This is a genomic window from Geodermatophilus sabuli (genome assembly GCF_010686765.1).
In the GTDB taxonomy this organism is placed as follows: Bacteria; Actinomycetota; Actinomycetes; order Mycobacteriales; family Geodermatophilaceae; genus Geodermatophilus; species Geodermatophilus sabuli_A.
This window is the reverse complement of the sequence record NZ_JAAGWF010000009.1, coordinates 181,119-194,644: the sequence shown is the minus strand read 5'-3', so window position 1 is coordinate 194,644 and position 13,526 is coordinate 181,119. Positions and strand designations below refer to the sequence as shown.

The 13,526-nt window shown below is 72.0% G+C and carries 21 protein-coding genes; 19 read left to right on the top strand and 2 right to left on the bottom strand.

The annotated features are described in order from the left end of the window. Positions 1–121 precede the first annotated feature (121 nt). The 18 genes from rpsH to truA all read left to right on the top strand — a co-directional run bounded on the left by rpsH (position 122) and on the right by truA (position 11,323). Positions 122–532: a 30S ribosomal protein S8 gene (gene rpsH, locus GCU56_RS09640; RefSeq protein WP_163481509.1), complete on the top strand. Its 411-nt coding sequence runs from the start codon at positions 122–124 to the stop codon at positions 530–532. 12 nt (positions 533–544) lie between these two features. After that, on the top strand, positions 545–1,084 hold the full coding sequence (gene rplF, locus GCU56_RS09635; protein ID WP_163481508.1) for a 50S ribosomal protein L6: 540 nt from the start codon (positions 545–547) through the stop codon (positions 1,082–1,084). Beyond that, entirely contained in the window at positions 1,084–1,488 is a 405-nt protein-coding gene (rplR, locus tag GCU56_RS09630) for a 50S ribosomal protein L18 (protein WP_163481507.1), read from the top strand. Before rplF ends, rplR begins: the two co-directional genes overlap by 1 nt. A gap of 31 nt (positions 1,489–1,519) precedes the next feature. Then, complete coding sequence (gene rpsE, locus GCU56_RS09625) at positions 1,520–2,134, top strand: 30S ribosomal protein S5 (protein WP_163481506.1); 615 nt, start codon at positions 1,520–1,522, stop codon at positions 2,132–2,134. 1 nt (position 2,135) lies between these two features. Next, entirely contained in the window at positions 2,136–2,318 is a 183-nt protein-coding gene (rpmD, locus tag GCU56_RS09620) for a 50S ribosomal protein L30 (RefSeq protein WP_163481505.1), read from the top strand. A gap of 24 nt (positions 2,319–2,342) precedes the next feature. Next, complete coding sequence (gene rplO, locus GCU56_RS09615; RefSeq protein WP_163481504.1) at positions 2,343–2,786, top strand: 50S ribosomal protein L15; 444 nt, start codon at positions 2,343–2,345, stop codon at positions 2,784–2,786. Between the two features lie 197 nt (positions 2,787–2,983). Continuing rightward, positions 2,984–4,294, top strand: coding sequence for a preprotein translocase subunit SecY (secY, locus tag GCU56_RS09610; protein ID WP_163481503.1), 1,311 nt, complete (start codon positions 2,984–2,986; stop codon positions 4,292–4,294). Between the two features lie 8 nt (positions 4,295–4,302). After that, the gene (locus tag GCU56_RS09605; protein WP_345771750.1) at positions 4,303–4,929 is read left to right on the top strand and encodes an adenylate kinase; all 627 of its coding nucleotides are present in this window, start codon (positions 4,303–4,305) and stop codon (positions 4,927–4,929) included. A 14-nt stretch (positions 4,930–4,943) separates the two neighbouring features. Then, positions 4,944–5,804, top strand: coding sequence for a type I methionyl aminopeptidase (gene map / locus GCU56_RS09600; protein WP_239522012.1), 861 nt, complete (start codon positions 4,944–4,946; stop codon positions 5,802–5,804). Between the two features lie 283 nt (positions 5,805–6,087). Continuing rightward, the gene (infA, locus tag GCU56_RS09595) at positions 6,088–6,309 is read left to right on the top strand and encodes a translation initiation factor IF-1 (RefSeq protein WP_012950459.1); all 222 of its coding nucleotides are present in this window, start codon (positions 6,088–6,090) and stop codon (positions 6,307–6,309) included. Between the two features lie 70 nt (positions 6,310–6,379). Next, a complete protein-coding gene (gene rpmJ / locus GCU56_RS09590; protein WP_012950458.1) occupies positions 6,380–6,493 on the top strand; it encodes a 50S ribosomal protein L36 in 114 nt (37 codons plus the stop codon). Positions 6,494–6,507: 14 nt separating this feature from the next. Next, entirely contained in the window at positions 6,508–6,888 is a 381-nt protein-coding gene (gene rpsM, locus GCU56_RS09585) for a 30S ribosomal protein S13 (protein ID WP_163481501.1), read from the top strand. 96 nt (positions 6,889–6,984) lie between these two features. After that, the gene (gene rpsK / locus GCU56_RS09580) at positions 6,985–7,392 is read left to right on the top strand and encodes a 30S ribosomal protein S11 (protein WP_091380976.1); all 408 of its coding nucleotides are present in this window, start codon (positions 6,985–6,987) and stop codon (positions 7,390–7,392) included. Between the two features lie 32 nt (positions 7,393–7,424). Further along, on the top strand, positions 7,425–8,051 hold the full coding sequence (gene rpsD / locus GCU56_RS09575; protein ID WP_163481500.1) for a 30S ribosomal protein S4: 627 nt from the start codon (positions 7,425–7,427) through the stop codon (positions 8,049–8,051). Between the two features lie 154 nt (positions 8,052–8,205). Next, on the top strand, positions 8,206–9,285 hold the full coding sequence (locus GCU56_RS09570) for a DNA-directed RNA polymerase subunit alpha (protein WP_163481499.1): 1,080 nt from the start codon (positions 8,206–8,208) through the stop codon (positions 9,283–9,285). A gap of 151 nt (positions 9,286–9,436) precedes the next feature. Then, on the top strand, positions 9,437–10,069 hold the full coding sequence (gene rplQ / locus GCU56_RS25135) for a 50S ribosomal protein L17 (RefSeq protein WP_163481498.1): 633 nt from the start codon (positions 9,437–9,439) through the stop codon (positions 10,067–10,069). Beyond that, complete coding sequence (locus tag GCU56_RS09560) at positions 10,066–10,470, top strand: hypothetical protein (RefSeq protein WP_163481497.1); 405 nt, start codon at positions 10,066–10,068, stop codon at positions 10,468–10,470. The genes rplQ and GCU56_RS09560 overlap by 4 nt, the downstream gene beginning before the upstream one ends. 4 nt (positions 10,471–10,474) lie before the next feature. Next, the gene (gene truA, locus GCU56_RS09555) at positions 10,475–11,323 is read left to right on the top strand and encodes a tRNA pseudouridine(38-40) synthase TruA (protein WP_163481667.1); all 849 of its coding nucleotides are present in this window, start codon (positions 10,475–10,477) and stop codon (positions 11,321–11,323) included. On the opposite strand, the gene GCU56_RS09550 is transcribed toward truA, so the two are convergent. Together GCU56_RS09550 and mobA are read right to left on the bottom strand one after the other, a co-directional pair. Then, positions 11,324–11,989 (bottom strand): NAD(P)H-binding protein, encoded by a 666-nt coding sequence (locus tag GCU56_RS09550; RefSeq protein ID WP_163481496.1) that lies wholly within the window; start codon positions 11,987–11,989, stop codon positions 11,324–11,326. Between the two features lie 9 nt (positions 11,990–11,998). Further along, positions 11,999–12,616 (bottom strand): NTP transferase domain-containing protein, encoded by a 618-nt coding sequence (gene mobA / locus GCU56_RS09545; RefSeq protein WP_163481495.1) that lies wholly within the window; start codon positions 12,614–12,616, stop codon positions 11,999–12,001. 41 nt (positions 12,617–12,657) lie between these two features. On the opposite strand from mobA, the gene fdhD reads away from it, so the two are divergent. Then, positions 12,658–13,491, top strand: a complete 834-nt coding sequence (gene fdhD, locus GCU56_RS09540; protein ID WP_163481494.1) for a formate dehydrogenase accessory sulfurtransferase FdhD — start codon at positions 12,658–12,660, stop codon at positions 13,489–13,491. The last annotated feature ends 35 nt before the right edge of the window (positions 13,492–13,526 follow it).

Here is a 13,526-nt window from a genome sequence, read left to right as displayed (position 1 = left end):
GGGTCCTGCAGCCGGGCCGTTCCATCCCGTTACGTAACCGGCACCACCGATCGCCGAGAGGCCCAGCGCCAAGTCCCCGAGACCCAGCGCACGAGGAACCGCGGCGAGAGAGGCACCACCCATGACGATGACCGACCCGATCGCGGACATGCTCACGCGACTGCGGAACGCCAACCAGGCGTACCACGACTCCGCGACCATGCCGTCGTCGAAGCTGAAGACGCACATCGCCGAGATCCTCCAGCAGGAGGGCTACATCGCCGGCTGGACCGTCAACGACGTCGAGAAGGACGGCACCACCCGCAAGGAGCTGGTCGTCGACCTCAAGTACGGCCCCAACCGTGAGCGGAGCATCGCCGGCGTCCGCCGCGTCTCCAAGCCCGGTCTGCGGGTGTACGCCAAGTCCACCTCGCTGCCCAAGGTGCTCGGCGGCCTCGGGGTGGCGATCATCTCCACCTCCACCGGGCTGCTGACCGACCGGCAGGCGAACAAGAAGGGCGTGGGTGGGGAAGTCCTCGCCTACGTCTGGTAAGGGAGCCAGCAGATGTCACGGATCGGACGACTCCCGATTCCCGTCCCCGGTGGTGTGGACATCGCCATCGACGGCCAGACGGTCAGCGTCACGGGCCCCAAGGGCGCCCTGACCCACACCGTCGCCGCGCCGATCACGGTCGAGCGGGCCGAGGACGGCACGCTCCAGGTGCAGCGGCCCGACGACGCGCGGCAGAACCGCGCGCTGCACGGGCTGTCCCGCACCCTGATCGCCAACATGATCACCGGTGTGACCGACGGCTACACCAAGGTCCTCGAGATCGTCGGCGTGGGTTACCGCGTCGCGGCCAAGGGGTCGGACCTCGAGTTCGCCCTCGGCTTCAGCCACCCGGTCGTCGTGCGGGCCCCCGAGGGGATCTCCTTCACCGTCGAGGCCCCCACCCGCCTGCGGGTCAGCGGCATCGACAAGCAGCAGGTCGGCGAGGTGGCCGCCAAGATCCGCAAGATCCGCAAGCCCGACCCGTACAAGGGCAAGGGCGTGCGGTACCAGGGCGAGGTCGTCAAGCGCAAGGTCGGGAAGACGGGTAAGTGATGGCACAGACCGAGAAGAGTGCCGCTCGGGTCCACAAGCCCGTCGGTACCGACGTCAGCACCGCACGGCGGGTCTCCCGCCTGCGCCGGCACAACCGGCTGCGCAAGCGCGTCGAGGGCACGCCGGACCGCCCGCGCCTGGTGGTCAAGCGCAGCTCGCGGCACATCCACGTGCAGCTGGTCGACGACACCGTCGGCCGCACGCTGGCCAGCGCCTCGACGATGGGTCTCCGTGGGGCCGAGGGCGACAAGTCCGCCCTCGCCCGCCAGGTGGGCGCCGTGATCGCCGACCGCGCGAAGGCTGCCGGCATCTCCGCGGTCGTCTTCGACCGTGGCGGCAACCGGTACGCCGGGCGCATCGCCGCGCTCGCCGACGGTGCCCGTGAGGGCGGGCTGGACTTCTGATGAACGACAAGCTGATCGAGAGGGACGTCTGATGCCAGGACCACAGCGACGCGGCGGCGGCGCCGGCGGCGGCAACGACCGCCGTGACCGTCGTGACGGCGGGCGGGGCCCCGGCGGCGCGCCTGCCGAGAAGAGCAACTTCATCGAGCGCGTGGTCGCCATCAACCGCGTGTCCAAGGTCGTCAAGGGTGGTCGGCGCTTCAGCTTCACCGCCCTCGTGATCGTGGGCGACGGCGACGGCAAGGTCGGCGTGGGCTACGGCAAGGCCAAGGAGGTGCCCGCGGCGATCGCCAAGGGCGTCGAGGAGGCCAAGAAGCACTTCTACACCGTGCCCCGCATCGCCAGCACCATCCCGCACCCGGTGCAGGGTGAGGCGGCGGCCGGTGTCGTGCTGCTCAAGCCGGCCAGCCCCGGTACCGGCGTCATCGCCGGTGGCCCGGTGCGCGCCGTCCTCGAGTGCGCCGGCATCCACGACGTGCTCTCCAAGAGCCTCGGGTCCTCGAACCCGATCAACATCGTCCACGCGACCATGCAGGCGCTGAAGGACCTCGTCCGTCCCGAGGAGATCGCGGCCCGCCGTGGCCTGCCCCTGGAGGACGTCGCCCCGGCGGCCATGCTGCGCGCGCGTGCGGGCCAGGGGGTCTGACATGGCGCAGCTCAAGGTCACCCAGGTCAAGTCCGCCATCGGGACCAAGCCGAACCAGCGTCAGACGCTGCGCTCGCTCGGGCTCAAGCGCATCCACGACTCGGTCGTCCAGGAGGACCGTCCCGAGATCCGCGGGATGGTCGCGACGGTGCCGCACCTGGTGACCGTCGAAGAGATCAGCTGAACTCCGGCTGAGTAGGGACATCTCATGACTCTCAAGGTCCACCACCTGCGCCCGGCTCCGGGCGCCCACACCGCGAAGACCCGTGTCGGTCGCGGTGAGGGCTCCAAGGGCAAGACCGCCGGTCGCGGCACCAAGGGCAGCGGCGCCCGCGGTAACACGTCCGCGCGGTTCGAGGGCGGGCAGACGCCGTTGCACATGCGCCTGCCCAAGCTCTCGGGCTTCAAGAACCCGAACAAGGTCGTCTTCCAGGTCGTCAACCTCGACCGGATCGCGGCGCTGTTCCCACAGGGCGGCACGCTCGACCCGGACTCCCTGGCCGAGGCCGGCGCGGTGCGCCGCGGCCAGCCGGTCAAGGTGCTCGGCACCGGCGACCTGGGCGGCGTGAAGGTCGACGTGACCGCACACGCCTTCTCCGGCTCGGCCGCCGAGAAGATCGCCGCCGCCGGCGGCAGCACCACCCGCATCTGACTGGAGACCCCCCTGCCCCCCGTCGCTCTCAGCGAGCGGCGGGGCAGGCAGGGGGGCCTTCTGCTACCCGGCCGGCCGCACCCGCGACCCGGCCTGATGCGGCCCCCTGACGAGCCCCGCCACGAGCTCCCGAGTGGCGGGCGGCAGGGGGTCCGTGTCCCGTTGCTAACCTCATCCGACCGACCAGGGGAGGGCACGTGCTGCAGGCGTTCGCCGCGGCGTTCCGGACGCCAGACCTCCGGCGCAAGCTGCTGTTCTCCCTGGCGATCATCGCCGTCTACCGGCTGGGCGCCGCGGTCCCGGGGCCCGGCGTCTCGGTGGAGGCGATCAACAGCTGCCTCGAGCAGGCACAGGCCTCCGACCAGCGCGACCTCTACTCGCTGGTCAACCTGTTCTCCGGCGGCGCGCTGCTGCGGCTGTCGGTCTTCGCGCTCGGGATCATGCCGTACATCACGGCCAGCATCATCGTGCAGCTGCTCGTCGTGGTCATCCCGCGGTTCGAGCAGCTCAAGAAGGAAGGGCAGTCGGGTCAGGCGAAGCTGACCCAGTACACCCGCTACCTCACGATCGCGCTGGCGATCCTGCAGAGCACCGGCATCATCGCCCTGGCCCGCAGCGGCCAGCTGTTCCCGGGCTGCTCCCAGGACATCATCCCGTCGGACTCCATCTGGACGACGGTCGTGCTGGTCATCGCCCTCACCGCGGGCACCGCCGTCATCATGTGGCTCGGCGAGCTGCTCACGGAGAAGGGGATCGGCAACGGCATGTCCGTGCTGATCTTCACCTCGATCGCGGCACGCATCCCCGCCGAGGGCGGCTCGATCCTGCAGACCCGCGGCGGCTTCGTGTTCGCCCTGGTGTGCCTCCTGGCCGTCGTCATCATCACCTCGGTCGTCTACGTCGAGCAGGCCCAGCGCCGCATCCCCGTGCAGTACGCCAAGCGCATGGTCGGCCGCCGGATGTACGGCGGGACGTCGACGTACCTGCCGCTCAAGGTCAACCAGGCCGGCGTCATCCCGGTCATCTTCGCCTCGTCCCTGCTGTACCTGCCGCAGCTGATCACCCAGCTGCAGGGCAACGAGACCGGTCCGGTGCGGCGGTTCTTCGAGAACTACGTCATCGACCAGAGCAGCCCGGTGCACATCGCGATCTACTTCGGGATGATCATCTTCTTCACGTACTTCTACGTGTCGATCACGTTCAACCCGGAGGAGCGGGCCGAGGACATGAAGCGCTACGGCGGCTTCATCCCCGGCATCCGCCCCGGCCGGCCGACCGCGGAGTACCTGCAGTACGTGCTGTCCCGGATCACCCTGCCCGGGTCGATCTACCTCGGGCTTGTGGCGGTCCTGCCCAACCTGTTCCTGTCCATCACGCAGGAGGGGCAGAACCAGAACTTCCCGTTCGGCGGGACCGCGGTGCTGATCATGGTCGGAGTGGGGTTGGAGACGGTGAAGCAGATCGAGACGCAGCTCAACCAGCGCAACTACGAAGGGTTCCTGAAGTAGTGCGCGTCGTGCTGCTCGGCCCCCCCGGGGCGGGCAAGGGCACCCAGGCGCAGATCATCGCCGGCCAGCTCGGCGTCCCCGCGATCTCGACGGGGGACATCTTCCGGGCGAACGTCAGCGGGAAGACCGAGCTGGGGCTCGCCGCCAAGAGCTACATGGACGCCGGTGACCTCGTCCCGGACGAGGTGACCGTCGCCATGGTCAAGGACCGGCTGGCCGAGGCCGACGCCAAGGCCGGGTTCCTGCTCGACGGGTTCCCGCGGACCATCGCCCAGGCCGAGCAGCTGCGCTCGTCGCTGCACGACCTCGGCCACGCGCTGGACCGCGTGCTGGAGCTCGTCGTCGACGAGGACGAGCTGGTGCGCCGGCTGTCCACCCGGTGGGTCGAGGTCGACGGCCAGCGCGTGCAGCGTGAGGACGACAAGCCGGAGACCGTGCGGCACCGGCTGCAGGTGTACCGGGAACAGACCGCGCCACTGTCGGGGTTCTACGACTCCGAGGGGCTGCTGGCCCGCATCGACGCCATCGGGACTGTCGACGAGGTCACCGAGCGGGCGCTCGGGGCCCTCGGCCAGGACGGTGCCGAGGGGTCCGAGCAGCCCGGGGGACCGACCGGGCAGCCCAGCGCGGGCTGAGGGCGGCGCCGCACATGACGGCCGCCGGCCTGCTCGGTCGCCTGCCGCTGCTGGCGAAGTGGAGTGGACGCATGATCCAGATCAAGACCCCGCACGAGATCGAGCTGATGCGGGCGGCCGGGCTCGTCGTGGCCGGCGCCATCGCCGCCGTGCGGGCCGCCGTCCGGCCCGGGGTGACCACGGGCGAGCTGGACGCGATCGCCGAGGACCACATCCGGTCGGCCGGCGCCGTGCCCTCGTTCCTGGGGTACCACGGGTTCACCGGCAGCATCTGCGCGTCGATCAACGACGAGATCGTGCACGGCATCCCGAACCGGGGCCGCGCGCTCGCCCACGGCGACAACCTCTCCATCGACTGCGGCGCGATCCTGGCCGGCTGGCACGGGGACTCGGCGGTCACGGTGACCGTGGGAGAGCCGTCCGCCGAGGACGCTGCGCTGATCGACGTCACCGAGCGCTCGATGTGGGCGGGCCTGGCGAGGGCGCTGGCCGGTGGCCGGCTGACCGACATCAGCCACGCCGTCGAGGAGACGATCTCCGCCCAGTCGCACCCCTACGGGATCGTCGACCACTACGGCGGGCACGGCATCGGCACGGAGATGCACCAGGACCCGCACGTGCTGAACTACGGCCGGGCCGGCCGCGGGCCCAAGCTCGTCCCCGGGCTGGCGCTCGCGATCGAGCCGATGGTCACCGTGGGGGACCCGGCGACCGTCGAGCTCGAGGACGGCTGGACCGTCGTCACCAAGGACGGCTCCCGCGCGGCGCACTTCGAGCACACCGTCGCCGTCACGCCGGAGGGCCCGTGGGTCCTCACCGCCGAGGACGGCGGCGTCGCGGGGCTGGCCCCGTTCGGCATCACGCCCCGGACGTGAGAGAGGACGCCCTCGCCCCCCGCTCCTCCGACGGGGCCGATCGGGTCAGCTCTCCAGCCTCCCGGATCACAGAGGCCCGGGTTGGAGGGGCGCGCCGGGGCGGGGTACAGTGGCCGATGGCGTTCGCGCCGTCCTGTCGTCGTGCTGTGGCCGCATGACCCGGGACGCCCTCGCGAGAGCGTCTGCACCACCTGTTCTGCAAACAACCGAGCGCGCACCGGTCGATCCGGCGTGGGCGCGCGAGGAACACCAGTACCACCGAGTCGAGGAGCGCGTGTAGGGCATGGCGAAGAAGGACGGGGCCATCGAGGTCGAGGGTCGCGTCGTCGAGCCGCTGCCCAACGCGATGTTCCGGGTCGAGTTGCAGAACGGGCACCGGGTGCTCGCCCACATCAGCGGCAAGATGCGGCAGCACTACATCCGCATCCTGCCCGAGGACCGCGTGGTCGTGGAGCTCTCGCCCTACGACCTGACCCGCGGTCGCATCGTCTACCGGTACAAGTGATCGCCGGTCCGGTCGTCCTCCTGGGCGGCGCGGACGGCGTCCGAACGAAGAGAAGTGAGGGGCGGCACCGGTGAAGGTCCAGCCGTCGGTGAAGAAGATCTGTGACAAGTGCAAGGTGATCCGCCGGCACGGCCGGGTCATGGTCATCTGCGACAACGCCCGCCACAAGCAGCGGCAGGGCTGAGGGAGTACCTGGACATGGCACGACTGGCCGGCGTCGACCTCCCCCGCGAGAAGCGGATGGAGATCGCGCTCACGTACATCTACGGCATCGGCAAGACCCACGCCAAGGAGACCCTGGCCGCGACGGGCGTGAGCCCGGACCTGCGCGTCAAGGACCTCGGCGACGAGGACCTGCTGAAGCTCCGCGACTACATCGACGAGCACTTCCGCGTCGAAGGCGACCTCCGCCGCGAGGTGGCCGCCGACATCCGCCGCAAGGTGGAGATCGGCTGCTACCAGGGGCTGCGTCACCGCCGTGGGCTCCCGGTGCACGGGCAGCGCACGAAGACCAACGCGCGCTCGAGCAAGGGCCCGCGCAAGACCATCGCCGGCAAGAAGAAGGCCGGCAAGAAGTAAGTCGCGACGTGCGCCGTCGCAGCTACCCGTGAGGGCGGGAGCGACGGTGCGCCGCGTGCTGCATCTGGCCACTGATCAGGAAGAAACCGGAGAGACATGCCTCCCAGGGCTCGCACTGCGGCTGGTGCCAAGAAGGTCCGCCGCAAGGAGAAGAAGAACGTCGCCCACGGCGCCGCGCACATCAAGAGCACGTTCAACAACACGATCGTGTCGATCACCGACCCGACCGGGAACGTGATCAGCTGGGCCTCGGCCGGCCACGTCGGCTTCAAGGGGTCGCGCAAGTCGACGCCGTTCGCCGCGCAGATGGCCGCCGAGAACGCGGCCCGCAAGGCGCAGGAGCACGGCATGCGCAAGGTCGACGTCTTCGTCAAGGGCCCGGGTTCCGGTCGCGAGACGGCCATCCGGTCGCTGCAGGCCACCGGCCTCGAGGTCGGCCAGATCCAGGACGTGACGCCGCAGCCGCACAACGGCTGCCGCCCCAAGAAGCGCCGCCGGGTCTGACCGGCCAGCGACGAGAGCGAAGGTAGACAGACGTGGCCCGTTACACCGGAGCCGACTGCCGCATGTGTCGGCGCGAGAAGATGAAGCTGTTCCTCAAGGGCAGCAAGTGCGAGTCCCCGAAGTGCCCGATCGAGATCCGGCCCTACCCGCCGGGCGAGCACGGCCGGGGCCGCAGCAAGGACAGCGAGTACCTGCTGCAGCTGCGCGAGAAGCAGAAGGCCCGCCGCATCTACGGCGTGCTGGAGAAGCAGTTCCGCGGCTACTACGAAGAGGCGAACAAGAAGTCGGGCAAGACCGGTGAGGTCCTGCTGCAGATCCTCGAGTCCCGCCTCGACAACGTGGTCTACCGGGCCGGCTTCGCCGAGTCCCGCGACATGGCCCGCCAGCTGGTGCGCCACGGCCACATCCGGGTGAACGGCCGCAAGGTCGACATCCCGTCCTACCGCGTCAGCTCGAGCGACATCATCGAGGTCGCCGAGAAGTCACGGCGGATGCTGCCCTTCGAGATCGCCCAGGCCCGCGCCGGGGAGCGTCCCGTCCCGCCGTGGCTGGAGGTCATCAGCAGCCAGCTGCGGGTGCTCGTGCACAGCGTGCCGGCCCGCCAGGTGATCGACACCCCGGTCCAGGAGCAGCTGATCGTCGAGCTCTACTCGAAGTAACAGAAGGACCCCCTGCACCCCACCACTCGCGAGCTCGCGGTGGGACCCTGCAGGGGGCCGACGGCGGGGTGGGCGGACCGATGTCCACCCCGCCGGCACCACCCCCCTCACGGCGTCATATGGCGGTCGCCGGAGGACCAGGAGGAGATCCACCATGCTCATCGCACAGCGCCCCACCCTCACCGAGGAGACGATCACCGAGTCGCGCTCGCGGTTCGTCATCGAGCCGCTGGAGCCCGGCTTCGGCTACACCCTCGGCAACTCCCTGCGCCGCACGCTCCTCTCCTCGATCCCCGGCGCTGCTGTCACCAGCATCCGGATCGAGGGCACCCTGCACGAGTTCACGACCGTGCCGGGCGTCAAGGAGGACGTCACCGAGCTCATCCTCAACCTCAAGGGCCTGGTCGTCAGCTCGGACTCCGACGAGCCGGTGACCATGTACCTGCGCAAGCAGGGCCCGAGCGAGGTCACCGCCGCCGACATCGCGCCGCCGGCCGGTGTCGAGGTGCACAACCCCGACCTGCACATCGCCACGCTGAACGGCAAGGGCCGTCTCGAGATCGAGCTGGTCGTCGAGCGGGGTCGCGGGTACGTGCCGGCGCCGCAGAACAAGCAGCCCGGCCAGGAGATCGGCCGGATCCCCGTCGACTCGATCTACTCGCCGGTCCTCAAGGTGACCTACGCCGTCGAGGCGACCCGCGTCGAGCAGCGCACCGACTTCGACCGCCTGGTCGTCGACGTCGAGACCAAGCCGTCGATCGCGCCCCGTGACGCGATCGCCAGCGCCGGCTCCACGCTGGTCGAGCTGTTCGGCCTGCTCCGCGAGCTGAACATCGACGCCGAGGGCATCGAGGTCGGGCCCAGCCCGGCCGAGGCCGCCGACATCGCGAACTTCTCGATGCCGATCGAGGACATGGACCTCACCGTCCGGTCCTACAACTGCCTCAAGCGCGAGGGCGTGCACACCGTCGGTGAGCTCGTCACCCGCTCCGAGGCCGACCTGCTCGACATCCGCAACTTCGGGGCCAAGTCGATCGACGAGGTCAAGATGAAGCTCGCGGCGATGGGCCTCGCGCTCAAGGACAGCCCGCCCGGGTTCATCCCCACCTCGGTGGAGAGCTACGACGAGGGCTACGAGACCGACGCCTACCAGGGCACCGCCGAGTACGGCACCGAGCAGTTCGGTGGGGTCGAGTACAGCGACGGGACCTACCAGGAGACCGAGCAGCTCTGAGCTGCGCTGCTGTCCGGGCCGGACGGCGGGGCGACCCGCCGTCCGGCGCCGTCTCCCGGGCAGCCACACTGAAGCGACGCACAGCACCACGGATGACAGCTCCATGACGTGGCCCGGCACGCACCGCCCGGCCGCCTGAGGAAGGACCGACATGCCCACCCCCACCAAGGGCCCCCGTCTCGGCGGATCCCCCTCGCACGAGCGGCTGATGCTGGCGAACCTGGCCACGTCGCTGTTCGAGCACGGCCGGATCACCACCACCGAGGCGAAGGCGAAGCGGCTGCGTCCGCTGGCCGAGAAGCTGGTGACCTTCGCCAAGCGCGGTGACCTGCACGCTCGTCGCCAGGTCATGACGACCATCCGGGACAAGGACGTCGTGCACACGCTGTTCGCCGAGATCGGTCCCCGGTACGAGAACCGGCCGGGCGGCTACACGCGGATCACCAAGGTCGGCCCGCGCAAGGGCGACAACGCGCCCATGGCCGTCATCGAGCTGGTCGAGGCCCTGACCGTGTCTCAGCAGGCCGTCGGTGAGGCCGAGCGCGCCCGCGGGACCCGGTTCGCGACCGGCGCCGGCGCGGCTGCAGCGTCCGGCGAGGTCACCGCGGACGCGCTCGAGGACGCCACCCCGGCCACCGACGGTGACGCCGTGGCGGCCGACGCGGAGGCCTCCGACGTGGAGCCGGTCGCCGAGGACGCCCCGGCCGACGTCGAGGCCGACACCGCGGTCGCCGCGGACGCGGAGTCGCCCGGGGACGACGAGACCCCGGCCGGCACCCGATGAGCGAGCCCGACGACGCCACCCGCCCGCAGGGCACTCCCGGCGCGGGCGCCGGTGCCGGCGCGGCCGGTGTGCGCGTCGGTGGTGGGGACCAGGGCGCGACACTCGACGGGGAGACGACCGGCCCCGGTGGGGACACCTCGCCCGTGGTGGTCAGCGGTGCGGTGGACGACGAGGCCCAGGCGATCGTCACCGACGTCTTCAACCCCGACGACGAGCACCAGGACGACCGCGCCGTCACCCCGCAGCCCGGCGCCGAGAACGGCGTCGTCGTCGAGGGCGACAACGTGTCCCCGGAGCTCGCCGCCGCTGCTGCCGCCGAGGTGAACGCCGCCGAGCTCGGCGACTCCGCCACCGCGAGCCTGCAGGCACCCGGCGGCGAGGCAGCGCCGGACCCGAAGTAGTCCGCTGAGCACGCCTCAGCACCCGGACGAGCCCGTCCCCTCCCGGGGGGACGGGCTCGTCCGTCTTCGTCTCGCCATCGGCTACGACGGGACGACGCTGCACGGGTGGGCGCGTCAGCCCGCCCAGCGCACCGTCCAGGGCGACCTGGAGGAGGCCCTGGCGCGGGTGCTGCGCTGCCCGGTCGACCTCACCGTCGCGGGCCGTACCGACGCCGGTGTGCACGCCACCGGACAGGTCGCGCACGCGGACGTCCCGCGGGAGGTGTGGCTCGGGCACCGGGACCGGCTGGTCCGCCGGCTGCGGGGCGTGCTGCCCCCCGACATCGTGGTGACCGGGGTGGAGGAGGCGCCGGCCGCCTTCGACGCCCGTTTCGGAGCGCTGCGCCGGCACTACGTCTACCGGCTGACCGACGCGCCGTCCGGGCCGCCGCCGCTGCGCCGCCTGGACACCGTCGGCTGGCCGCGGCGGCTGGACGTCGAGGGCATGGCCCGCGCGGCCGGGCTGCTGCTCGGCGAGCACGACTTCGCCGCCTTCTGCCGGCGCCGGGAGGGCGCGACCACCGTGCGGACGCTGCTGGCGCTGTCGGTGGCACGGGAGGGCGATCTGGTCATGGTCCGGGCCTCGGCCGACGCCTTCTGCCACTCGATGGTCCGCAGCCTGGTGGGGGCGCTGCTCGCCGTGGGGGAGGGCCGGCGTCCGCCGGAGTGGCCCGCCGGGCTCCTGGGGCGCACCGAGCGGTCCGGTGAGTTCACCGTCGCCCCGGCCGCCGGGCTGACGCTGGTCGCGGTCGACTACCCGCCCGACGACCAGCTCGCTGCCCGGGCGCTCGTCACCCGGGCCCGCCGGGGCTGATCAGCCGAGGGCGGCGACCGCCTCGTCGATCGGCGTGGGACCCGCCACCAGCTCGAGGACGGCACCGTCCGCGCCGGCGTCGAGGAGCGCGACGAGCACGGCGGCCACGTCGTCCCGGGGCACGCTGCCCCGCTCCACGTGCCGGGCCAGCGTGACGCGACCGGTGCCGGGCTCGTCGGTCAGGCCACCGGGCCGGACGACGGTGGTCGCGAGGGCCGGTCGGGCGAGGACGTCCCGCTCGGCGGCGAGCTTGGCCTGCAGGTAGGCGGTGAAGACGTCGTCGAGCCCCTCGGGCCGGGCGCCGTCGGCGACGGAGTCCACGCCCATGGAGGAGACCAGGAGGTACCGCCGCACCCCCGCGTGCTGTGCGGCGTCGGCCAGCAGGACGGCGGCGGCGCGGTCGACGGTGTCCTTGCGCGCGGTCCCGCTGCCCGGGCCGGCCCCCGCGGCGAAGACGACCGCATCGCTGCCCGCCACCGCGGCCGCGACGTCGTCGACCGACGCCGACTCCAGGTCCAGCAGCACCGGGCGCGCCCCGTCGGCCGCCACGTCGGCCTCGTGGCCGGCGTTGCGGACGATGCCGACGACGGTGTCCCCGCGGGCGGAGAGCAGGCGGTCGAGGCGACGGGCGACCTGGCCGTGTGCTCCGGCGACGACGATGCGCATGCCCCCGGCCTACCCCGCCGGTCGAGGCGGTACCCGGCCCGGTACGCGCCGGGCCGCCGCGGCCCGCGCGCGGGCGAGCTCGGCCGGGGTGTCGCAGTCGGTCCACGGCGGTGGCTGCCCCGGCGGCACGACCGGGTGCAGGCGGCGCACGGCCAGCGGGGCGAGCACCTTGCGCACGGACGTGGGGCCGGAGACGTCGGCCACGGCCGCCCGCAGGGTCGCCGTCCGCCACACGCCCAGCAGCAGCTGGTCCTGGCCGGTGTCGTCGACGACGAGCACCCCGTCGCCGGTCAGCCGTTCCCGCAGCGACCGGACCAGCCCGGCGGTCAGGAACGGCAGGTCGCCGGCGAGCAGGGCGACCACCTCGCTCGACACCTGCGTGAGACCGGTCCGCATCGCGGCGACCGGCCCGCCGCGGGGCGGTTCCTCGCGCACGACCACCACACCGGCGGGCACCGGCTGCGGGGGTCCCACCACGATCCGCTGCTCGGCGTCGGCCACGGCGGCGAGCACCGCGGCGAGCATGCTCCGGCCCCCGACGTCCAGTTGCGGCTTGGCCTGGCCGCCCATCCGCGCGGCGCGGCCGCCGGCCAGCACGACGGCGGCGTACGCGGGCAGCGGGGGCACACCGCGACCGTAGGGGCCCGACGTGGGTACCGTCGCCGTTCGTGGGACGAGTCACGAGCCGGACGCCGGTGCTGCGGATCCGTGGGACGGCGCGGACCACGCGACCGGACACCGTCGCCGCCGAGGAGCCCCTGGAGATCCGGCTGTCCGGCACGCCGCTGGCGGTGACCATGCGGACGCCGGGGCACGACTTCGACCTCGTGCACGGCTTCCTGGCCACCGAGGGCGTGATCGCCGGCAGCGACGACGTGCTGGGGCTGCGCTACTGCGACTCGGTCGATGCCGACGGCCGCAACACCTACAACGTCGTCGACGTCGACCTCGCCCCGGGTGTGGAGCCGCCGGACACCGCGCTGGACCGGAACTTCTACACGTCGAGCTCCTGTGGCGTCTGCGGCAAGGCCAGCATCGACGCCATCCGGACGCGGACGCGGCACGACGTCGCCGCCGACGGCACCCGGGTGCCCCTGGCCACGCTGCTGGCGCTGCCCGACCGCCTGCGGGCTGCCCAGGAGGTGTTCGACAAGACCGGGGGGCTGCACGCCGCGGGGCTGTTCACCGCGGAGGGGGAGCTGGTCGCCCTCCGTGAGGACGTGGGCCGGCACAACGCCGTCGACAAGGTCGTCGGTGACGCGGTGCGCGAGGGTCGGCTACCGCTGACCGGCCACGTGCTCATGGTCAGCGGACGGGCCAGCTTCGAGCTGACCCAGAAGGCGGCGATGGCCGGGATCCCGGTGCTCGCGGCCGTGTCGGCGCCGTCGTCCCTGGCCGTGGAGCTGGCCGCCGACGTCGGCATCACCCTCGTCGGCTTCCTCCGCGGCGACGGCTGCAACGTCTACTCTAGACCGGAGCGCCTCGACCTCCCCGCGCCATAGGTGAGCCGCCCTGCGGGGCGAGGGAGGAGCGGGGG